The organism is Nonomuraea sp. NPDC048882 (assembly GCF_040649755.1).
GTDB lineage: Bacteria > Actinomycetota > Actinomycetes > Streptosporangiales > Streptosporangiaceae > Nonomuraea > Nonomuraea maheshkhaliensis.
Genome location: NZ_JBEZGB010000011.1, coordinates 111279 through 133628, shown reverse-complemented (window position 1 = coordinate 133628; position 22350 = coordinate 111279). Strand labels below are relative to the sequence as shown.

The 22350-nt window shown below is 71.1% G+C and carries 16 protein-coding genes; 9 read left to right on the top strand and 7 right to left on the bottom strand.

Features of this window, described 5'->3' with window-relative positions:
- Positions 1–19: 19 nt before the first annotated feature.
- On the top strand, positions 20–511 hold the full coding sequence (locus AB0C27_RS34560) for a hypothetical protein (RefSeq protein ID WP_357852804.1): 492 nt from the start codon (positions 20–22) through the stop codon (positions 509–511).
- Positions 512–752: 241 nt separating this feature from the next.
- Positions 753–1703 carry a DUF418 domain-containing protein gene (locus AB0C27_RS34555; protein WP_357852801.1) on the top strand — a complete coding sequence of 317 codons (951 nt, stop codon included), beginning with the start codon at positions 753–755 and terminating at the stop codon, positions 1701–1703.
- Positions 1704–1800: 97 nt separating this feature from the next.
- Here AB0C27_RS34555 and AB0C27_RS34550 read toward each other — a convergent pair whose 3' ends face one another.
- Positions 1801–2745, bottom strand: coding sequence for an acyltransferase domain-containing protein (locus AB0C27_RS34550; RefSeq protein WP_357852798.1), 945 nt, complete (start codon positions 2743–2745; stop codon positions 1801–1803).
- Between the two features lie 80 nt (positions 2746–2825).
- Here AB0C27_RS34550 and AB0C27_RS34545 point away from each other — a divergent pair, with 80 nt between their 5' ends.
- The 6 genes from AB0C27_RS34545 (at position 2826) to AB0C27_RS34520 (ending at position 9297) form a co-directional block, all read left to right on the top strand.
- A complete protein-coding gene (locus AB0C27_RS34545) occupies positions 2826–4457 on the top strand; it encodes a WD40 repeat domain-containing protein (protein WP_357852795.1) in 1632 nt (543 codons plus the stop codon).
- 55 nt (positions 4458–4512) lie between these two features.
- Positions 4513–5499, top strand: coding sequence for a hypothetical protein (locus AB0C27_RS34540; RefSeq protein ID WP_357852792.1), 987 nt, complete (start codon positions 4513–4515; stop codon positions 5497–5499).
- Positions 5500–5605: 106 nt separating this feature from the next.
- Complete coding sequence (locus tag AB0C27_RS34535; RefSeq protein ID WP_357852790.1) at positions 5606–6853, top strand: hypothetical protein; 1248 nt, start codon at positions 5606–5608, stop codon at positions 6851–6853.
- Between the two features lie 84 nt (positions 6854–6937).
- A complete protein-coding gene (locus AB0C27_RS34530; RefSeq protein ID WP_357852787.1) occupies positions 6938–7516 on the top strand; it encodes a dihydrofolate reductase family protein in 579 nt (192 codons plus the stop codon).
- Between the two features lie 17 nt (positions 7517–7533).
- Positions 7534–7911: a YciI family protein gene (locus AB0C27_RS34525; RefSeq protein ID WP_346115083.1), complete on the top strand. Its 378-nt coding sequence runs from the start codon at positions 7534–7536 to the stop codon at positions 7909–7911.
- Between the two features lie 72 nt (positions 7912–7983).
- Positions 7984–9297 carry a DUF6596 domain-containing protein gene (locus tag AB0C27_RS34520; RefSeq protein ID WP_357852783.1) on the top strand — a complete coding sequence of 438 codons (1314 nt, stop codon included), beginning with the start codon at positions 7984–7986 and terminating at the stop codon, positions 9295–9297.
- Between the two features lie 80 nt (positions 9298–9377).
- Here the strand turns inward: AB0C27_RS34520 and AB0C27_RS34515 are convergent, their stop codons facing one another.
- From AB0C27_RS34515 to AB0C27_RS34505, 3 genes are all read right to left on the bottom strand, one after another.
- Complete coding sequence (locus AB0C27_RS34515; RefSeq protein WP_357852780.1) at positions 9378–12050, bottom strand: toll/interleukin-1 receptor domain-containing protein; 2673 nt, start codon at positions 12048–12050, stop codon at positions 9378–9380.
- A 536-nt stretch (positions 12051–12586) separates the two neighbouring features.
- Complete coding sequence (locus tag AB0C27_RS34510) at positions 12587–14659, bottom strand: DUF4132 domain-containing protein (RefSeq protein ID WP_357852777.1); 2073 nt, start codon at positions 14657–14659, stop codon at positions 12587–12589.
- A gap of 1 nt (position 14660) precedes the next feature.
- Positions 14661–15053, bottom strand: a complete 393-nt coding sequence (locus AB0C27_RS34505) for a hypothetical protein (protein WP_357852774.1) — start codon at positions 15051–15053, stop codon at positions 14661–14663.
- 120 nt (positions 15054–15173) lie between these two features.
- Between AB0C27_RS34505 and AB0C27_RS34500 the strand changes: the two genes are divergently transcribed.
- A complete protein-coding gene (locus AB0C27_RS34500) occupies positions 15174–15683 on the top strand; it encodes a hypothetical protein (RefSeq protein WP_357852771.1) in 510 nt (169 codons plus the stop codon).
- A 2-nt stretch (positions 15684–15685) separates the two neighbouring features.
- Here the strand turns inward: AB0C27_RS34500 and AB0C27_RS34495 are convergent, their stop codons facing one another.
- Genes AB0C27_RS34495 through AB0C27_RS34485 form a run of 3 tightly spaced genes read right to left on the bottom strand, consistent with a single transcriptional unit; the run spans position 15686 to position 22340 of the window.
- Positions 15686–18142: an NACHT domain-containing protein gene (locus AB0C27_RS34495; protein ID WP_357852768.1), complete on the bottom strand. Its 2457-nt coding sequence runs from the start codon at positions 18140–18142 to the stop codon at positions 15686–15688.
- Positions 18139–18819, bottom strand: a complete 681-nt coding sequence (locus tag AB0C27_RS34490; protein ID WP_357852767.1) for a hypothetical protein — start codon at positions 18817–18819, stop codon at positions 18139–18141. The genes AB0C27_RS34495 and AB0C27_RS34490 overlap by 4 nt, the downstream gene beginning before the upstream one ends.
- Entirely contained in the window at positions 18810–22340 is a 3531-nt protein-coding gene (locus tag AB0C27_RS34485; RefSeq protein ID WP_357852764.1) for a hypothetical protein, read from the bottom strand. The genes AB0C27_RS34490 and AB0C27_RS34485 overlap by 10 nt, the downstream gene beginning before the upstream one ends.
- Between the last annotated feature and the right edge of the window lie 10 nt (positions 22341–22350).

Genomic DNA, 22350 nt, shown 5'->3' with positions numbered 1-22350 from the left:
GGTCTGAGAGGGTGGCTCGGTGCGGATTGCGCTGCTCGGACCGGTGCGAGTCCTCGACGACGACGCGCGCCAGGTCACGCTGGGCGGAGCGCGGTCGCGGGCGCTTGTGGCCCGGCTGGCACTGGACGCCGGCCGGGCGGTGCCCTCCGACGCGCTCATCGACGACCTGCTCGAACGCGAGCTGCCCCGCGCGATGGCGCACCCGCACCCGTGGGCCAGGGCGGCGGCCCACTGGGTGGACGCCTTCGCCCTGACCGACCGCGGCGACTGGCGCGGCGGGGCCGAACGGCTGGCCGTCACACTGAGCCTGTTCGAAGACGTGGGCGACCGGTACGGGCTCCGTCCAGGCGGCCTTCGCCGCACGGGACCCGGCCTCGGCGGCCGAGTAACTGGCCCGGCTGCTCCTGCTGGAGGGCGACCCGGCCGGCGCGGCGACCGCCCTCGGGACGAGCCGGGCCATCCGCGGCGTGTTCGACCGGGGCGAGCCGGAGCTGCGCGCCCTGGTGTCTGACCTCACCGCACGCCTCGGCGAGCGGGAGTACCACGCGGCCTACCGGCGCGGCGCGGAAATGCCCAGGCCGGAGGCGCTGAACCGGCTGGCCGGGCTGACCTGACAGCGTCTGTCGGCGGATGCGGAGGTGCGCAGGCGGGAGGCGCTGAGCCGGCTGGCCTGACGGACGCGCGGGCGGCCTGTCAGGTCGCCGTCAGGTGGCGCGGACATCGTGGGTGGCCTCCTCCCTGGAAGGACACCCATGACCGCCACCATGAACGTGACCACCCGGTCACTGGCACCGGACCTCGCCCGCGGCTTCATGCTGCTGCTCATCGCGCTGGCGCACGCGCCGGCCCTCGTCGCCGACTGGGACGCCGGGCCGGCCTGGCTGAACGGCGCCGCCAAGTTCGTCAAGTCGCTGGTCGCGGACAACCAGGCGCGGGCGATGTTCGTCTTCCTGTTCGGCTACGGGCTGGGGCAACTGGCCAGGCGGCAGACCGAGTGGACCTCGTTCAGGGGGCTGCTGCGGCGCAGAGGCTTCTGGCTGACCGTCATCGGGTTCGCGAACACCGTCGTTCTGGTGCCGATCGACATCGTCGCGGTGTACGGGCTGACGCTGCTCGCCCTCGCGCCGATCATCCGAGCCAGGGATTCAGTGCTCCTGTGGACGGCCGGCGCGACCCTGCTCCCCGCGACCCTGCTGCTGACCTGGCAGAGCGCGAACACCCTGATCGTGGCGACGGCCGGCACCCCGCCCACCCTGGCCGTCTACAGGGAGCCCACCCTGGCCAAGCACCTGGTCGCCGCCATCCCGACCTGGCCGGTCGAGACCGCGCTGTGCACGATCATGGTCGTGCCGGGCATGCTGGCCGGTCTCTGGGCCGCCCGGCGCCGGATCCTCGACGAGCCGGAGCGGCACCTGCCGCTGCTCCGCCGCGTCGCGCTGACCTGCCTGGGCGTCGCCGTCTGCGCCCGGATCCCCGCCGCGCTGATGCTGGCCGGGGCTTGGCCGGTCACCTCCGCCCCCGTGGCCTGGCTCGCCGCCTTCGCGCACGACCTGACCGGCTACGCCGGCGGCATCGGCCTGGCCTCGCCGCTCACCCTGGCCGCGTACCGGATCGGCGGCGACCACGGGCCCGTCACGCTGGCGCTGTCGGCGCTCGGGCAGCGGTCGCGGTCTGGGGCGCGTCGGTCCTGCTGGCCGACCTGATGCGCCGGGCGGGCCACCGCGGCCCTGCCGAGATCCTGCTGCGCCGTCTCACGAACCGCTGACCGGCTATAGGGAGATGCGGCCGCTGGTCGTCCGGCTATATAGGGATGTGGCCCCGGCGGATGCGCCAGTGGCGGCCCGCCTTCAGGTGATCGACGATCGCACGCTGGAGCACCGTACGGCGCGGCAGCTCGTCGAGCGGCGTGGTCAGCGTACGGAAGACGAACCGCAGCACCTCGACGTCGGCGTCCTGCCCCTCCTGCTCCTCGTACGGCTCCAGCTCGAACCTGTGCTGGAACCTGACGATGTTGGAGTCCGCCGGCAGATACTCCAGCAACTGCGGATCGAGCAGCCACGAGCCGCACGAGAACGCGGTGTAACGCACGTTGGGGAAGTGGCGCGGGAAGAAGGCGCGCGCCTCGTCGAGCGAGGCGTCCACCGTCTCGGGGGTCATCGGCCCCGACTCGGGGATGTGCAGCTCGATGGCCGTGTCGTTGTGCTGGTGCTGCAGCCGGCCCAGCTCGTAGATGGTGCCGCGCGAGTGCAGGGTCAGCCAGCTCTGCATCACCGGCCAGCCCTCGCGGCGCATGCGCCGGTCGACCGCGAGGTTGCGGCCGAGGTCCGCGAGGCTCGCCCACGACACGTCCTCGGTGATGCCGTGGTCGCGGTGGTATCCCATGGCGACGTCGACCAGGGCCAGGTACGCGTACACGTAGAGATGCCGCCAGGCGGGCCCCCGCCCGCGCGGCAGCGACGGGCCGGGCGACAGCCACTCGTGACCACCGACGTCGGCCCGGACGAGCGCGATCGAACGGTCGAGCAGCCAGCGCAGCTCGGGCGTCCACAACGGGGAGCCTGGGTCGGGCCAGCCCTCCATGATCTCGGCGGCGTCGTCCGGCAGCACCGCGAGCCGGTCGAGCAACGCGGGCACATCGTCCTTGGCGGGCAGCGGCGCCGACGGCCGGTCACCGGCGAGCCGGTGCACCCGCTCGACATCCTTGACGGGCACCCCGAGCCGGGCTGCGGTTTCGTGCAGATCCACGCGATTGATCCTATTCGTCCCGACGCACTGACCGCTCGGCCTCACGCGATTGTCGGAGCTCCGCGTTATCGTCGGCTGGCATGATCGACTCCCTGGACCCGGCGGGCGGCCCCGCCGCCGCGCTCGCCGTTCTGCGGGCCGCCGACTGGTCCCGCTACGATCCCGCGCGCGACACCGCGCCCCTGCGTGACACCCTCGCCGCACTCGAACGCGCCCACGGCGTCACCGAGGCGCACCGCTTCGCGACCACCCGCGTCCGGGCGGCGGGCGCCGTGCTGCGCCATCCCGACGTGCACCGCGGCGAGGTGAACGGCTACGCGCTCAGCCCGTGCGGCCGCTATCTCGCCATCGGCAGCCACACCGGTGAAGACTACGACGCCGGCGGCGTCCTGCAGATCTTCGAGGTCCCCGCCGGCCGCTGCGTCAACGTCATCGACGGCATCGCGGGCGGCGTCGGCTTCCCCGACTACACGCGCAGCCTGCAGTGGTCCGCGGACGGCGCCCGCATCGCGCTGGAGTTCAGCACCAACGCGACCGGCGTGTGGGACCCGTTCGGCGCCGATCGCGAGCCGATCGCCCAGGCGTTCTTCTTCGCCGGCGGCAGACCGGCCGGGATGGCGCTCGCGCCCGACGGCAGGCGCGCGCTCGTCTACGGCGGCGGGTCCCCCTTCATGTGGCAGGTCATCGTCTCGATGGAACAGGGGCAGGTGTCCGGGCCGCCGGACGGCGAGGAACTCGGCCCAGAGCCGCTGAAGTTCACCGGCCCCCTGCCCGGCGGCTACGAGGACGACTGGGGCGAGGAACCCGAGCTCCTGCTCAGGCGTATCCACTGGTCGCGCGACGGTCGCCGCATCCACGGCGAGCTGCGCGGCGGCTGGATCGTCTGCCTCGACGCCGAAGAACGCAAGGTCGACTGGATCCTGGAGACGGGAGCCGACCACGACGGCGATCCGCCCGAATGGAGCCTCGGCGAGCGCCTGCTCGCCTACCAGCGTGACGGCAAGCTGATCATCGCCGACGCCGCCACCGGCCGGACGCTGTCCGAGCATCCCACCCCCGACGAGGCCGAGTTCCTGCGCTGGGGACCGGACGACCGCCTCGCCGTCGTCACGTCCGACCGGGTCACGATCTTCGAAGGGACGACCGGCGAACGCCTGCACGACCTGGATGTCCGCGTACACCGTGCCCATCCGCGCGGCTGGGACCCGCTGCCCTGGGCCTGGTCCCCTGACGGCCGTCGCGCCGCACTCGTCGACGACGCGGGCCGCGTCGAGCTCTGGGAGCTGGGCGGGCGGCCGGAACGCCTGCGCGTCATCGACGGCCTCTACCGAGAGACCGGCGAGCAGCTGCCGCTCTTCGGCCTCGAATGGACGCCGGACGACGTGCTCGTGATGGTGGGCGGCGAATCGCTGCGCTTCGTCCGCGCCGCGACCGGAGAGATCATCGGAGACTTCGCCTTCGACCACGAACCCGACGCACCCCGCCCGGACGAACGGGACGGCGGGGACTCCCTTCCCGAGGCGACCCCCGGGGCGACCCTCGAGGCGACGCTGGCCCTGGACGCTGACACCTGGGCCGCCGCGTTCGAGGACGGCACCGTGATCGTCCCGCCCGGCCGGGAAGACGACCTCTCCCGCCTGCTCGCCTGGACGATCGACCGGCGCGTCGCCTGGCCCGCCCACTGGGGCGACCTGACCGTTCTCACCGACTAAGGTCCGTTATCAGACCGCGATCAACCTTGTGCGGCGATGAGGGGTCCAAGCCCGTATGAAGATCCTTTGTGCGGCGCTCGCCGCCTGCTCGGCGCTCGTGGCCGTCCCCGGCAGTGCTCACGCGGCCGTTCCCGAGGCCGCCCCGATCCGGTACGCCGCCGTCTCCGACTGCGCCAAGGACCCGCGCAACGCCGAATGGTGTGGTCCATGGTGGTATCGGACGACCGACGGCAAGCGCCACGTGATCAGCGGGGCGGGCCGGTGGGCGGGCGCGGTCGCGGTCAGCGGTGACGGCCGCCGCCTGGCCTACGTCAGGGCCAAGGACGCCCGGCTCGTCATCCGTGACCTCGACGGCCGCACCCGGGTCTCGCGGGCCAAGGCGTGGCCGTCGACGTCGGAGCTCGACGTCACCCGCGTGACGATGTCGTACGACGGCTCCCGCGTGGCGGTGCACTGCTGCGACGCCGGCTACACCGAGCAGCCCGCGCGGGTGTACGACGGCGGCACCGGTGCGCTGCTGGGCAAGGTGGCGGGGGTCTCCGTGAACGATGACGCGTTGAGCTTCAGTGCCGACAGCGACCAGGTCCTGGTCAGCACGGATGACGAAAAATCCGTCAAAATCAGCGTCCACGACCCGAACGGCGAGCGGACCACCACCGTCGTGCCACCCCGGCTCATCGGCGACAACGCCACCACCGCCGCCCTGCACGCCGACGGGCACACCGTGGCCGTCTACCTCATCGGCCCCACCCCCAAGATCGCCCTGTACGACCTGGAGAGCGAGCTGATCACCGCCACGTACCCACTGCCGGCCTCAGGCCAGAAGGTCCAGCGGGACCCCGCGGAGAACAGGCTCACGGAGGCCGACACGGCCGTCGAGCTCGTCTGGACCGGCGACGCCACGCTGCGGATGGTGCGGAAGATCGGGTTCAAGCGGGTCCGGGTGCAGGTCTACGGCATCGACGTCGCCACGGGGTCGGTCCGCCCCGAACGCGCGTACGCCATCACCGGAACCACGGAGGAGGCGCTCAGCGCCAGCTGAGGATTGCTTGGGGCGCCGGCCGACACCGGGCTATGGGTCCGGCTCACATTGACCGGTTCCCGGGGCCGGGTGAGCATGGCTCAACTTCGGCTTCATAGGAGGTCTGATGGGACGGCGTTCGTTCACACAGCTGGTCGCGGCCCTCGCGTTAGCGGCCGGTGTGCTGGTCACGACACCCGCGGCGGCGACCGCGACGGGATCGGTGACGCTGGAGGCCACCTACACCTCGGGCCTGGAGAACGGCTGGGCGCTCGTCGAGCGCTACAAGGACAATTCCACCGGGTTCCAGACCGAGACCTACCCATCCGACGGACGAGGCGACCAGAAGGGACAGACCAGGCGCCTGTTCGGCGACGTCGCCCGTCCACACTCCTCGCGGTTCCTGCTCTACCACGCGCCGGGCTGGCAGACGGGCACCAAGACCACGCCCGTGCTGCTCGTGCACGGCGCCAACCAGACCGCCGACCTGGCCTGGGCCAACCCCAACGCGAGCGGCGCGTACGGCTGCGGCCAGGCCAGCTGCCCCACCACCGGACTCATGCAGCACCTCAACGGCCGGGGCTACAAGGTCTTCGCGATCGGCTTCCCGCACATCACCGGGGACGGCCACTACTGGGCCGAGCAGATCCACGACGCCGTCGCCAGGATCCGGGCGAAGACCGGGGCCGCGCAGGTGGACGTGATCGGCTGGTCGAAGGGGGCGTTCAACGCGCGCATGTACGTCTCGTCGCTGCGCAAGTCCTGGGGGACGGCGTACGCGGGCGACGTCAGGAAGCTGATCCTCGTCGGCGGGCCGAACAAGGGGTTCGACTGGGGCTACCGGCACGGCTGGACCCACGATTTCGCGATATTTCCTGAATGCGGCGGCTCGCTGAACGCGCCCGCGCCCCACTCCCAGATGGTCTGCTACGCACTGTGGCGCAACCACCCCGAGCTGAGCTACGAGGGCAACGCCTACCCCGGCTCCGACGACATGCTCTACCGCTGGGACGACGTCTACCCGCTGCCCGCCGCCGAGCAGGACTGGTACACCACCTACTACGGCGGCACCGGCTTCTACACCGCCGGCCGCGGCATCCAGTGGGCCATCGACCGAGGCTCCCTCGTCCAGCCCCTCATCAACGCGGGCACGGCGTCGAGCGTCCCGGTCTACCAGCTCTGCGGCAACATGCCCGACATGGCCCTGCTGCACAACGAGCACACGGGCCCGTCCGACGGCGCCGTCTTCGTGGCGAGCTGCACCGCCGCCGACGGCATCACCAACCGCGCCGCCACCGCGACCCTCCCGCTCAACCACCTCAAGCTCGGCTGGTCCTCCAGTGCCATGTCCCAGCTCGCGACCTGGCTCGGCTGACCTCTCACTGTCTGTTCGCCCGTCCCGACCTCGTCATCACTGTGCCGGCCGCTCCTGCGGCCGGCACGATCACGAGGAGAGAAGATGGGCACGATCAGCGTTCTGGCGAACCTCAGCCTGGACGGCGTCATCCAGGGCCCGGGCCGGGCGGACGAGGACACCAGGGGCGGATTTCGTCATGGCGGCTGGGGCATCGGGTACGCCGACGAGGTGATCGCCACGTACATCAGCGGCCTGGACCGGGCCACCGCGATGCTCTTCGGGCATCGCTCGTACGACGACATACTGGGCCACTGGACCTCGGTGACCGACCCGAACCCGTTCACCGAGACACTGGTGAACGCGCCCAAGTACGTCACCTCCCGCCGGCCCGAAACCGAACTCGCCCACCCCAACTCCACCCTCCTGACGGGGGAGGCGACCGACACCGTCGCACAGCTCAAGGATCGGACGGACGGCGTCATCAGAGTGCTCGGCAGCGGCGAGCTGGTGCGCTCACTGCATGCGGCGGGCCTGGTCGAGGAGTACGTCCTGCTCATCCACCCGATCGTGCTCGGCTCGGGCGCGCGGCTGTTCGGCGCGGGAGAACGTACGGACCTGACGCTCCAGGAGTCGATCACCACCACGACCTGCGTGCTGATCGCTCGCTACCGAGTCAACTGACGAGGAAGGATACGGACATGCGTTACATGCTGCTGTTCCATTACGGCGAGGCGACCGAGGAGTCGATCGGGGCCGAGGCGGTCGCCGAGGGCATGCGGGCGATGGCCGCCTACGCCGCCACGCTGGAGCAGGCCGAGATCCTGGTGAGCGGCCAGGTGCTGCAGCCGTCATCCAACTCGACCACGCTCACGCTGGTGGACGGGGAGCCGCGCATCCAGGACGGCCCGTTCGCCGACACGAAGGAGCAGCTCGGGGGCGTGATCGTCATCGACGTCCCGGACCTGGACGCCGCCCTGGAGTGGGCCCGCCAGGCGCCGCCGCTGTCGTGGGGCACCGTCGAGATCCGCCCCGGCGCCGTACACATCGAGTCCGGAACGTGGGTCCCGTCGTCATGACGTACGGGAACGGCCACGCCTCGGAGGACGGCGTCACCCTGACCAGCGACCCGGAATGACCGATGAGCCGACATGACCACCACCGATAAGGAGACGGCCGCGTATGCCGCCGAGCGCGCGGCCCGGACGTCGTACGGCCGCCTGCTCGCCCTGCTGGCCGCACCGACCGGCGACGTCGAACTGGCCGAGGACACCCTGGCACACGCCTTCGAACAGGCCCTGACCACCTGGCCGCGTGACGGCGTACCGGACAATCCCGACGGCTGGCTGTTGACGGTCGCCCGCAACCGGCAGCGTGACCTGTGGAAATCCGCCGCCCACCGCCGCACCCAGCCCCTGGAGGCAGCCACCGGGGCCGACACCGACCAGCCATGGACCGACCCGAACCCGAACCCGGCCCCGGACCCGAACCCGAACCCGGCCCCGGACCCGGACCCGGACCCGGACCTGGACCTGGACCTGGACGCGGACCGGATCCCGGACCGCCGCCTGGCCCTGCTGTTCGTCTGCGCCCACCCGGCCATCGCCGCCAACGTCCGCACCCCGCTGATGTTGCAGGCGGTCCTCGGCTTCGACTCCGCCCAGATCGCACGCGCCTTCGCCGTGCCCGCCGGCGCGATGTCGCAACGCCTGGTCCGCGCCAAGCGCCGAATCAGAGACGCCAGAATCCCGTTCATCGTCCCGGGGCGGCAGGCGATGCCCGAGCGCCTGCCCCCGGTCCTCGAAGCGGTGTACGGCTGCTACGCGCTGGCCTTCCCCGACCGAGGCGAAGCGTCCTCGCTAGCAGGCGAGGCCCGATACCTGGCCGTCACAACCGCGACCCTGCTAGGCGACGAACCCGAAGCCTGGGCCCTGGCCGCCCTGCTCACCCTGGCCTCGGCCCGCGCCACGAGCCCCAGCGACCACTACCTCCCACTCCACGACCAGAACCCCGACAAATGGGACCACCACCTCATAGCCGAAGGCGAGTCCTACCTCCACCGAGCCACCCGCCCCGGCCAGGCACCCGGCCGCTTCCAACTGGAGGCCGCCATCCAGTCCGTCCACTGCGACCGCGCCCGCACCGGCACCACCGACGACCACGCCCTGTGCACCCTCTACACCGCCCTGGTGGCGATCGCACCCAGCCTGGGCAGCCGAGTGGCCCACGCCGCCGTCATCGGCCGCACCCACTCACCAGAAACGGGCCTGTCACTCCTGGAGTCCTTGCCCGTCGAACGCGAACGTTTCCAGCCCTACCACGCGGCCCGCGCCGACCTCCTCACCCGTCTCGGCCACCACCAGGAAGCAGCTACGGCCTACGCCCAGGCATCCACCCTCACCCCAGACCCAGCCACCCGAGCCTTCCTCGAAAAACGCGCCCAGGCCGACATCGACTCGGGGTGACGTGCCCGCGCCGCCCGCGTATTACGGCGCCAGACGCAAGCTCTATCGGTGATAGAGGTGGCGAGCCTCTCGGTACGGGCCTATTCAGAAAAGCAGATACGGCGATGTGGCTGACCGATGTGGGCGGACTGCCATTCCGCGAGGGACAGATCACGACCGGCGATGGCGCAGAGGCGTCGGCTCCACGACGCTGGGTCGATGTCCCACAGGGTGACGTGGTTGTCGGAGCCGGTGGTGGCGAGCATGCGGCCGTCGGGACTGAAGACGGGACCGCGGGGATGAGCGGGGTCGGTCTCGCTCGGGTCGGCGAGGGAGATGATCTGTTCGCCTTGTTCGAGCGACCAGAGGTGGACACCGGCACCGTCGCTGGTGAGGATGCGCCCGTCGGGACTGAACGCGACCGTTCTTCCCAATCCGTTGTGCACGGTGTATGTGGCCCGTCTGCTATTGGCTTTGGTGTCCCAAATGACAATGCTGAAGTCGCCGCCGATAGCGGTGTTGGGACTCTCCAGGGCGTTCCAGGCGAGTAGGTCGCCGCTCGGGGAGAAGCTGAGCGCGGAAACGGGGTCGCCGCTGCCGCTCGGAAGGCTGCTCCGTCGCGTCCTCTCCGCGACATCCCAGAAGTCGATAGAGGTGTGGCCGTATCCGCCGGTGACCAGAGTGCGGCCGTCGGGGCTGAAGGCCAATCCGTGCACGACGTCATCGGCGTCGCGGGCATCGAGCGTCCCCAGCTTGCGCAGTGTGCCGAAGTCCCAGAGGATCACGGATGGGCCGGACGGAACGGCAAGGATGCGCCCGTCCGGGCTGAAAACCGCGCCTGGGCTCGCCGCGTTTCCGAACGCGGCACCAGGAAGGGTTGTCTTTTGGGTCCGTCGAGCCGTGTCCCACAGCAGGACGTTGGCGCCGCTTATCGTGACCAGGGTACGGCCGTCGGGGCTGAAGGCAGGATGATGTCCCGACTCGGGCAGTGTGGTCAGCCGTTGGCGTCGGGCGATGTCCCACAGCACGACTCCGGCCTCGGTAGGGATGGCAAGAGTTCGGCTATCTGGACTGAAAACGGGGTTACCTGCGTATTCGCTGCCGGTTCCGGGACTCCTTGCCAGGATGAGCGGGGTCTGTGCGGCGAGGGTCCAGACGATGAGCCTGCCGTCGTCACCGTAAGAGATGACTTTTCGGCTGTCGGACGTGGTGACAAGCTGGGTGACCGCGCTGGTATGACCGCCGGTCAGCCTGGTCTTTCCCTTCATATCGGTACGGTCGGCGATGTCATAGACGGTGATGCCTGCGGCATTGTCGCCGGCGGCGAGGGTGCGGCCGTCGGGGGTGAAGGCGACGGTGTTGACGTCGCCGTCATGGGTTCGGGAAGCCAGTTGGTCACCGGTCGCGATATCCCAGACGATCAGTCGGGCATCGTGCCCTCCGCTGGCGAGCATTGTGCTGTCCGGGCTGAATGCCAGGTCGAATACTCCGCGATCATGGCCACCGGTCAAGGTGCGGATCGGGGTGCGACTGGACACGCTCCAGAGCGTGATGTCGGCTCCTTGGGCGGTCGCGATCGTCGTTCCGTCCGGGCTGAAGTGGCAGGTCACCTGGCCCGCGTCGCCCACCAGATCACCCAGCGGCTTGTGGCGTCCGATGTCCCAGAGCGTTGTCTTACCCACGGGATAGGGGCGGCCTTCAGTTTCCATGCCGGGGATGGCGAGGATGCGTCCGTCGGGGCTGAAGTCGGGCGAGCCGGAGTCCGGAGCGTCGAACGCCGCCACGAGGCTGGTGTTTGTCACGTTCCACACGGTGATGTTGTCAGGTTGAGTGACCGCGATGAGTTCGCCGTTCGGGCTGATGACCGCGGACAGGGCGCCGCTGACGCCGGGTAGAGTCCGCAGGGGCTCCTGCGTGCGAGTGAGATCTTGTACGGCGACGGCTCCACTGCCCTGGTCGATCGCGGTGAGGCTGCGACCGTCGGGACTCAGACTCACTTTGTCCCAGCCTGGTCCAGGGCCGGGGAGGAACTTCTCCACGTGCCTTCCCTGGTTGAGCTGGCGTGCCAGGTTGGTGCGAGCCTCCTGGGTGTCCCCGATGGCGAACGCGGCCGTGCTGAGCAGCATCGCACTCTGCATGTCGCGCCGGCTTCTCAGCTCGGCGGTCGCCGCCAGCTCTCGCGAAGTCGCGAGGGCGAGTTGGCGCAGCGCTTCCTGGCGCTGCGCGATGGCTTCTTGACGTTGTTGGGCGGCGATGACCGCCGCACTGCCGGCGACCACCGTCAGAGTGGTCAGGGTCGCGATCGTGGCACGGACGATTCTGTTGGTCCGCCGGTGCTGGCGTACGTCCTCGCCCTCCATCTCATCCACGTGCCGACCATGGATGGGGCCGGCGAGTTGGGCCACCAACGCACGGAAGCGTGGATTGCGCAGATCGAGCTGCTCTTCTTCGCGTGCCCAGCTGAAGTCGATGTAACGAGGCTCATGTTCGAACACTCCCCGCAAGGCGGATGGCAGTGCGGTGGAAAGGGCGGGGTCGAAGTCGGTGGCTTGTTCGTTCCAGGCGAGTGTTCCCGACGTGAGCACGAGCAGAAGCCGCTGTCCATGTGCGTCACGTGTCAGCCACTCCTGCAGTTCCTTGGCGATCCATTTGGACTGCGCCGCCTCGGGAGAGGTCAGCAGGATCAGGAACCGGGAAGCGGCCAGCGCACGTTGGATGGAGGGCCACAGCTGCGGGCTGACCGACAGGCTGGACTCATCCCGGAACACTCGCAAGGCACGCAGCCGGTACCACGGACGGGCGAAAGTGTGCAGACCATCTCGCAGAGCGGTGGCGAGTCCGCTACCAGGGGCTCGTGCGTACGAGATGAACGCGTCGTAACCTGATTCAGCGCCCGACCGGCCTTGCCTCCAACGAAGAGGCAGACCTCTCCATGCCCGAAATCTCATGGCACTCTCCATGCTTTTGGCGATGAACCTCCGGTCGCCGACGATGGGTAGATCACCGGTGCCATGAGGGCGTCGATCGATGTATCCGATCACCGACAGGCATAAGCGACTGCGCCGGCATGCATTTCGTAAGGCTGCAAATCCTTGCCGCCCATGAAGCGACACTAGAGGCGATCAGCAGGGTACGCCTCCAGAGTTGGCCTAGGAATTTCCCCAGTACTCGAGTCGCCGAGCACCTCGGTGTCCAATTCGGTAGCCCGGAGGCATGACGCTGCGTTCTACATCGCGAACCGCAGCGGTCATACGGGCGAAAGCGACGAACCGCAATCGGCCTGGTGGGAGCGGGCTGAGCTGGTGCCCGATCAGACCTGGAGCTGGCGGGTGATGGAGGGGTCGGTGATGGTGGTGTCGTTCGCCAGTAGGAACGCCTTGCTGAGGATGAGCGCTAGCCGCCCGTCCTCCTCGAACGGCAGGAACAGCCCCGCATGGGGGCCGCGGGCGGAGACGATGCACAGGTAGGCGTCGTTGGGCTCCATCAGGATGTTCGCCGACCCCAGGTGGATCTTGTACGTGCGCAGATCCCCCCGTACCACCAGATGACGATCGGTCAGGGTGCACCGGTCGGCGATGGCCGTGCGGCCGATCAGGCGGGACAGTGCGTCCCTGCGCACCTCCCCGGAGGGCGGCAGGGGCGCGAACGGGCCGGCTTGCCAGTAGTCGCGCATCCGCTCTGACCCCTGACCGATCCACTCCGGGTCGGTCGCGATCGAGGCGACGGCCACGAACAGGTCGATGTCGCGCATGGCCTCGCTGAACACCAGCGGCGGCACCTCCGTCAGCGGCGCGTCGTGCCAGGCCCCGCCGATCATCCGCTGGAAGCGGGCGCGGCCGATCTCGGCGTGTTCGCCGTCGTTCAGGTAGTGCTCCAGCGACGCCCGCCATTCTCCGCCCGCCATGACCCGGTGCGCGTCGGAGTCGTCCTCCCAGTGACCCTGGAACTTGGACTGCCAGCCCCGGTCCTTGAACAGCGCCCGCAGCCGCCGATAGTGCAGCACGTGCCCCTCGAACCGGCTGGACCACTCGCCGGCCGCCTCCTCCGCCGGGGTGAGCAGGTAGATCTCGCGGAAGGCCTGCTTGAACGGCTGGCGCAGCTCCTTGCCCTGCACCAGCTCCCGCCAGCCGCGTACCTCCTCCACGGACGCGCGGGCCGGATGCCAGAGCCGCACCGGCAGGTCGGGCACGTTCAGCCCCAGCTCGGCGCGCCACACGCCGGGGGAGACCTCGAACTCCCAGATCAGCCGCTCGGCGATCGGATGGCCTTCGAGCCGCCGGTACGGCGCGTCCGTGCCGCCGGTGTAGCCGGCCTCCAGCGCCCTGCCCAGGGTCGCCTGCTGCTGCTGGGTCAGCTTGGCCAGCTCGCGCAGCCGCTTGACCTCGTCGGGATGCTCCCGCCGAACCGCCGCCGGGACCGATTTGAGCTTCTTGTCGCCGTGCCACCACGACAGCTCGACCCCGCCGTCGATCGAGATCACCGCCGTGTGCTCGCCGAGCTCCTGGCGCACGCGCCCGTCGGGAATCCTGAACGCCACCTCCAGCCGCTCGGCCAGGGCTGGCTCCATGCGCTTGAACTTGCGGTCGAGCTGCATCGGCACCCCGCCGTGCCGGGTGATGCGGCGAGCGGTGCGCAGCGCGGAGATCGCCTCGGGCGTCGGAAACTGCTCCGCCGCGCGGGCGATCTCGAACAGCAGCCCCTGCGAGGGCAGCGTCTTGGCCTGGGTGGGGGCCACCGCGATGCCGCGTACGAGCTCGTCCAGCAGCTCGGGCAGCCAGGTCTCGTCGCGGAGGAGCGCCACCCGCACCGCCCTGCCGAGCACCCGCTTCTCGCTGTCGTCGAACGCCTTCTCCGCCCGGTACGGGATCTCGCCCGCGTGGATCGCCGCGACGCGGTCGCGCGCCATCTCCAGCACGGTACGGGTGAAGCCCAGGTATCCGGGCAGCCCGGCGAGCCATTCGGTCAACCCCGGCACCGGCTCGGAGAAACCCGGAGCCTCGCGGAACAGCGCCCGGAGCTCCACGTCCCAGTCGAGCAGCAGGTCCGTCTCGGCGATGGCGATCGGCCCGCAGTCTTCGGCGAGCACGGCGCGCACGTCGGCGTCCATGCCCGCCAGCCCGGCCGCCACCAGCACGGTGGACCGGCCGTACGCGTGCCTTCTGGTCTCCTCCAGCAGGAACCCGACCAGTTCGCGGGCCGGCTCGACCAGCCGCTCCCTGGCCGGCCCGTCGAGCGCGTGCGGGGCGGTGGCCACGGTCGCTCCGCTGCCCAGCCCGGCGAAGCCGACGCTCAGGCGGGAGACCTCCGGCCAGTACGTGGGATCGCTCGCGGTGCCGGAGATCAGGTCCAGCAGGCGCTGCGCGAGAGGGGACAGCACGCTCACGTCAGCCACCCACCAGCGGGACGAGCTTGACGAACGACACGACGGGATCGGCGGCCAGGTCGATCCGCACATCCAGGTCCTCGATCTGCCGGTCACCGATCAGCAGCAGGAACCCGTTGCGCGCGAACGCGGACTCGGCGGCGTCGGCCTGCTTCTCCCAGTCGAGCCGGCGCGCGGTGCGTAACCGGTAGCCGTTCAGCTCGGCCTCGGCGTCGGTCGGCTTGACCAGCCCGCGGAAGAGCGCCTTGGGGGCGGCGTTGTGCCGGGCCACCTCCTCGCGCACGCGCAGCCGTACCAGCTCCCTGGCCGAGATCCACTGCGGCAGGCCGGGCACGGAGAACTCCTCCAACGCCCGCCCGGTCGCGGACTCGTCGCGAAACGTCACCGATGCCATCGGCCATCCTTCTGTCGTCGAGATCAGTGGAGATCAGCTACTGGCGTCATCTATAGCAGCGGCGAACGACAGATCTTGCGGTACGGTCCAGCCAACTCCCGCCGGAAGGGGGTCGCCCCCGTGAGGCGACTATCCGCGGTCGTCGCCGTGCTCGTGAGTGCGGTGGCCTGCACGTCGGACACACCCAAGGCCGCCCAGCCTGCACCGTGTCCCTCGGACAAGGTGTGCCACGCCGTCATCGGCACCGATCCGGCCATCGTCGTGTATCGGGGAGAGTTCTACTCCAACTTGATGCCGTTGACGGCGCGGCTGGAATGGCTGGAGGACGAGCGATGCCTGGTGTTCACGAGACAGGACGATCCCGAGGGGCGGCACAGGACGCAGATCCCGCTGTGGCCCGAGGGCACGAAGCCGGCCCGGGCCGAGGATGGCCGGCGGGGCATCGAGATTCCCCAGGTCGGGGGAGTTTTCGAGGGTACGTTGATCGAGGCGGGCGGCTCGAACTTTCCGCCCGTTCTGAAGCCGCCCATCCCCAGGATCGCCACGTTCACCGAGCCGCCTGGCGAGTGCACCGCCCATGACGGCTACTTCGTCGTCGACCCGTTCGAGGTCAAACCCGTGATGGGGTGAACTCATCCGCCGCTGTCGGGCGGTGTCAGGAAGTCCTGCAGTTCGCGGTGCCGGAACTGGTACGTCGCGCCGCTGACCCGCAGCAGCCGGGCCTCGCAGGCCCAGTCGAGGAAGGCCCACAAGCGCAGCGGCATCAGGTGCCGCATGGCCGCCACGGCCAGCCCGATCATCGTGCGGGCCCAGGCGACCGCCCCGAAGGCCAGCCCGAACGTCACCCCGCCGACCAGCGCGCACACCAGCGACTCCACCACACCGGTGTTCATGATGAACACCAGGAACGCGGCCACCCCGCCGGTGAGGCCGAAGGCGAGGCCGATCAGGGGGTTGCGGTGCAGGGCCTCGCGCGGGTGGGCCAGCTCGGCGTCCCTGCTCCAGCCGCCGGTGGCGATCTTGAAGACGACCCCCAGCGCGAACGCGAGGACGAAGGAGCCGGCGACCCCCGCCGCCAGCGGCAGCGGGCCCGCATGGGCCAGGCGCAGCGGCGCGAGCCCGGTGAGCGCGCCGCACAACCCGAAGCCGAGCAGCGTGAACGGCTCCGCGCGGACCACCTCGGAGACGGTCATCCGCTCCGCGCCCCTTCGCCCGGCCGCCGTCAGCCCGATGACCGCCCCGAGCACCAGCCCGCCGGTGCCGCCCGCGGCGACGGCGAAGACGGGACCGAAGATCCTGCCGCCGGTCAGCATGAGCCCGGCCAGGCCGCCGAGCACCCCGACGGGCAGCCCGGCCAGGGCGCCCAGCAGGCCGCCGAGCACCCGCCGCCGCCGGGGCACCTCGCTGCGCCCGCCGGCGGCGGCCGGCCAGGGCGACAGCGACAGTCCGGTGGCGAGGGCCACCCAGCTCGCCATCAGCGTCAGGGTGAGCACCCGCTCGGCCCCGGTCCCGGCCGCGTCGGCCGCCGACCCCGTCCAGAACGCCAGCATCGCGACGCACGCGAAGAGCACGCAGGCCAGGCAGTGCACGATCAGGACGATCCGCCGGCCGCCGATCGGCCACAGCAGGTGCGGCACGATGTCGATCGCCGTCAGCCCCGGCGGCGGCCGGTCAGCCGCGGCTCCCCGCGCGGCCTGCCGGCGCAGGTGGCCGGCCAGCAGCACGAGCCACGACCGCACTTGATCCGGCTGGTACGCGGCTCCGTGCGCGGCGGCACGAGGCGTGAGCACGGTCGCCGCCGGCACGTACGCCTCCAGCAACCTCCTGACGATCCGCGCCGCCCCCTCACCGCTGTCGAGCCCCGGCTCCACCCGCAGCAGTTTGTCCGGATCGGCACCCGACTCCACGGCGGTCACGGTAAGCACCAGCCGCCACGGCGTGGACAGCGCGGCGTGCACGGCCTTGCCCGCCGGCCCGGACAGCGCCTCGTGGACGGCCTCGCGCCGCGCGGCGTGGGGATGCCCGTCCGGCCAGCGGGCCCGCAGGTACGCGCCGATCTGCTGGTCGGTCAGGGAATGCAGCTGGATCTGGGCGGCGTCGTCGAGCCCGGCCCCCGCCTCGCGCAGTTCGGCGTGCCGGTCGGCCCGGCAGGTCACGACGACCGCGCCAGGACGCCGTCCGGACAGGTCGCTGTAGCGGTTGAGCTCGGCCAGCAGCCCGATCGCCCGGCGCGGCCGGCCCCATCCGGGCTCGGGGTCCAGCTCGTCCAGCCCGTCCACCACCGGCAGCACCCGGCGGTCACGGACGAGCCGCTGCGCGTCCTTGGCCGCCAGCCCGAAGTCCTGCGCGAGCTGCTCGGCCAGCCAGGTCTCGAACGGCCTGCCGAGGGTCCAGCGAGCGGCGTTCAGCCGTACCGGCACCGGTTTGCCCTGGTCGAGGCGGCCGGCGAGCAGGGGCTCCAGCAGTTGCAGCACCAGCTCGATCGCCAGCACCGTCTTGCCCGCCCCCGACTCGCCCACGACCAGCAGGCGGCGTGGGCGGAGGCCGTCGAAGAACCGGCCGATCGTGTGCAGATCGTGCGTGGTCTCGCCGGGGTCGCCGTACCGGCTGAAGGAGAGCGCCGCGAGGTTGTAGCCGCCGAGCAGCCCCTTGCGCGCCCGGTCCTCCTCGCGGAGCACCCGGCGGATCAGCAGATCCACAGCGGGGTCGGGCGTGGCGAGGGCGGGTTCATCGACGAGCACGGGAACGGACGGTTCCGCGAGGGCCGTCCTGGCCGCCCGCCAGCGTTCGAGCTCACCGGGGATCAGCTCGGACGGGTACTCGCAGTAGTGGAAGCACGCGGTCACGAAGGCCCGGACGAAGTCCCAGCGCGGCAGCCGATCGGTCTGCCGCATGACGTGCGAGACCGTGCTCTTGGGCAGCGTGTCGACGGTGGCCCCGTCGGCGGCCGTGATCTGCCCGCCGAGCGAGCGCAGCCGGCTCAGGGACGGCTCGCCCGCCCACTGCTTGAGCCGGACCAGCGCCCCTACGAAGTCCTCGGTGCTGCCCGCCCGGGTGGGGTCCGGCGGCCGGGGACGCTCCTCGATCATCCCTCTCCCGCCCGTACCAGCGACCAGACGAACTCGTTCCTGCGGTGCCACCGGCCGTCTCGGCAGCGGCCCTCCAACGTCTGCACGTGCCGCGACTCCATCAGGAAGTTACGCGCCTCGTCGGCCTCCACCAGATCACGGCCGACCGCGATGGGCACGAACCCGTGGCGCGGGATGTAGACCCAGCGCCCCCGGTCCCAGTCGTAGGGGTCGAACCAGCGGTGCCGTACCGTGCCGGACACGCTCACCTCGGGCCCGTCCCTGGTCAGCACGAACGACCCCTGCGAGCGCAGCAGGCTCATCCTGCTGACGTAGAACAGCTCCGTGCCGATGAAGGCGTTGATCCGCGCGTCCCAGTAGTCGTGCAACCAGCTCGACTCTCCCTCCCGCAACTGCCGGGCGCTCCGCGCGAGCTGCCGTTCGAAGCGGCGCTGGTTCTTGCGCTCGGCCTTCTTGATCACTTTGAACGAGCGCAGCCACCGCTGCGACATCGTCCGCGACGCGCCCGCGCCGTCCATGAAGTGCTCAAGGAAGTCGGACGCGATCGGATGGAAGTCGCGGCCGCCCTCGACGATCGAACGGAACAACGCGACCAGTTCCGGGACCGGCCGGCCTGTCCGCCGCCGTAAGCCGCGCAGGAACATCGTCGTGGTCTCCGTCCTCAGGGTCAGGGACACGTCTGGCGGTACTCCTCCTGGGGCACGAGATTCTCCCACTCCTCGCGGGTGAGGGAGCGCCCCGCGTTGGCGCACGCCGCGGCCACCAGGTCAGGCGGCGTGCGGACGTTCCACAGCCGCGCCGTCCTGTCTCCCGACGCGGTGGCGAGCGTCGTCCCGTCGCGGCTGTAGACGAGGTCGGTCGGGCTCTTGCCGTGGCCTCTCATCGCGGGCCCGAGCCGTCGGTAGGTCAGCAAATCCCAGAGTTGCACGTCGCCGCCGATGAGCCCGGTGGCCAGCACCTTGCTGTCGGGGCTGAAGCCGAGCGCGGTCGCCATGCCGTCGTCGGTGATCAGGCCGATGCCGACCGGGCGGCGGCGCGGCACGTCCCACAGCCGCACGCTGTTGTCGTAGGCGGTCACGGCCAGCCGCTGCCCGTCGGGGCTGAAGGCCAGGTCGTTGACCAGCCCGCCGTGCGCCTTGAACGTCGGGCCGGGCAGCTCCCTGCCGGTGGCGACGTCGAAGAAGCGGATCCGGTCGTCGAAGCCCGCGGTCGCCACGATCCTGTCGTCCGGGCTGAGCGCCATCGCCGTGATGACGTCGGTCGCGTCGCGTACGGTGATGCGCGGCCCGAAGTCCCTGCGGCTCGCGAGGTCCCAGAACACCAGCGACTTGTCCCGCTGGGCGGCGACGAACCGGCCGTCGGAGCTGATCAGGGCGTGGTGCAGCGACTTCTCGTGCGCGATCTCGCGGCGGCTCGCGACGTCCCAGAGCCGGATCCCGTCCAGGCTCTCCGACAGGAGCGTCCGCCCGTCGGGGGTGAACTGGAGCCGGTACGCCGCCGAGGGGCGGGCGGTCACGGGACGCAGCGGCGGGCCGAGGGGGCGCTGGTGGGCCGCGTCCCAGAGCTGGAGGTCGGGGCTCTTCTCGTCGGCGACGCCGGTGACCAGGATCCGCCCGTCCGGGCTCAGCGCGACGGCCCCCGACGCCGGCACATGGGTCCCCTTCTGCTGGAGCGTCCACGGGTCGGCCAGCCGGACCACGCCGTCGCCGCTGGCGGCGGCCAGCAGCGTCCCGTCCGGGCTGAACGTGATGTCGTCGACACCGGAGTAGTTGTCGGCCAGCGCGAACACCTGCCGCCGGCTGGCCGTGTCCCACACCACGGTGCGCCCGCTGTCCCCGCCGGTGGCGATCCTGGTGCCGTCCGGGCTGAAGGCGATCGAGGAGTAGCCGGCGGTGCGGTCGATGAGCCTGCCCCGCTGCTTCCGCGTGGCCACGTCCCACACCCGGCCGGTACGGTCCCAGCTCACGGTGGCCAGCGTCGACCCGTCGGGACTGATGGCGACGTCCATGACGGGCTGGGCGTGTCCGGTGAAGGGCTCGCCGAGCTGCCGGGACGTGGCGGTGTCCCAGAGCCGCGCGGTTTTGTCCTCCCCGGCGGTGGCCAGGATCTTCCCGTCCCTGCTGTACGCGATCCCCAAAACGGCCTTCTTATGGTCGAACCCCTCGTGCGCCCGGCCCATGGGAGCCCCGTGCGGGCGGTGCGTGGCCACGTCCCACTGCTGGACCACGCCGCTGCTGTCGCCGGTCGCCAGCGTCCTGCCGTCCGGGTTGAACGCGAGCGTCCTGACGACCCCGCCGGCCTTCACCTCGGAGCCCACCTGGCGACGGGTGCGCACGTCGTAGAACAGGACGCTGTCGAGGCACGCGGTGGCCAGCGTCCGGCCGTCGGTGCTCAGGGCCAGCCGCACGCTCGAACACTCGTATTGACCCCGCGTGATCGGGGCGCCCATCTGCCGTCGCGTCGCCGCGTCCCACAGCCGCGCCGTCCCGTCGTCGCTGCCCGTCGCGATGAGCGCGCCGTCGGGGCTGAACGCCACCGCCTTGACGCCGCGTCCGTGCCCGGTCAGGGTCCCTCTGCCGGTACGGGTCGCCGCGGTCAGCACCCGGTTGCGGGCCTCGTTCGTGGGCGCGATCTTCCACGCCGCCACGGCCAGCATCGAGGCCAGGGCGGTGTCGCCGGTGACCTCGCTGTGCAGCGCGAGCTGGCGGGAGCTGGCCAGCCCGCGCTGCCGGTTCGCCGCGTCCGCCGCGTTGACGGCGGTGCCGGCCGCGACCAGGGCGATCGCCGACAGCGCCACCAGGCCCGACATGACGAGCCGGCGGCGCCGGGTCACCCGCCGCGCCTCCCGCTCGGAGGCCGCGACGAAGTTCTCCACAGTGGCGCCGGGCGGGGGGAAACTGTCCGGATCGCGCTCCCAGCGGGGCCGGCTGTCCTGGACGGCCAGCAGCCGGGGCCCCCGGTAGAGGAAGGCGGGGTCGCGGTGGTTGTCCGCCCACTGCGCGGCGGCCTCCACCAGCCCGTCGTACACCGACTGCGCGGAGAGATCGGGTTCGAGCCAGCGCCGCAGGGCGGGCCAGGCGGTCAGGAGCGCGTCGTGGGCGATCTCGGCGCTGTCCTCGTGCAGGGTGAGCAGCCGCCGGCCGGCGAACGCGGACAGCAGCGCCGCCGTCCGCTCCCGGTCCTGGGCGTCGTGCGCGGACGCGGCGGCGTGCAACTCGGCCAGCGTCGCCCGGCGCCGGGCCACCCGGCCGCCCGCGGTGATCGTCGTCATCCGCCGGAACACCCTGAGCGCCGCCTTGCGGTCGTCCGGCCGCAGCGCGTCGAGGACCTCGTCGGCCGTACGCCGGACGGAGTCGCGGACCCGGCCGGAGTCCTCGTACCCGCGGACCGTCAGCGTGTCCTTCTCGCGCCGCTCCCAGGTGTTGCGCAGGGCCTGGGAGAGCAGGGGCAGGGCGCCGGCCTCGTACCCGTCGCCGGCCCCCAGCTCCGCCAGGATGATCTCCACCAGCCCCGGTTCGAGCCGCAGGCCCGCCGTGGCCGCCGGGCCGGTGATGGCCAGCCGCAGGTCCGGCTCCGTCATCGGCTCGACGATGACCTGACCGTCCTGGATCGCCACGGCGAACCGCGGGTAGGCGGCGCAGCGGTCCCAGTAGTCGGCCCGCACTCCGACGATCACCGCGGCGCCGTCCCGGCCCTGCGCCAGGGCGTGCAGCGTCCGTACGAACGCCTGCCGCTCCCGTTCGTCGCTCACCAGGGTGAACAGCTCCTCGAACTGGTCGACCACCAGCACGAACCGCCTGCCGAGCGCGTCACCCGGCGCGTGGCGTAATCGCGAGGCCGTCGTCTCGGCCGTGCCGCCGAACTCCCGCACCCACGCCGCGGCGAGCGTGCCGAACGGATCGGCGCCCGGCGTCACCAGCAGCCGCGGCCAGTCCCGCGACCCTGGCAGTGGCAGCATGCCCTCCGCCAGCGCCGGCATCAGCCCCGCGCGCAGCAGCGACGACTTGCCCACCCCCGAGGCGCCGGAGACGAGCAGCACGGACCCGTGCCCGGCCAGCCGGCCGGCCAGGCGGTCCAGAAGGCTGCGGGTCGCCCGCGTACGGCCGAAGAACAGCTCCGCCTTCGTGCTCTCGAACGGGACCAGACCTTGGTAGGGGCACACGTCGTGAGATCGGCCGCCCCCGCCTCGCTCGCCCATGGCGCTCATT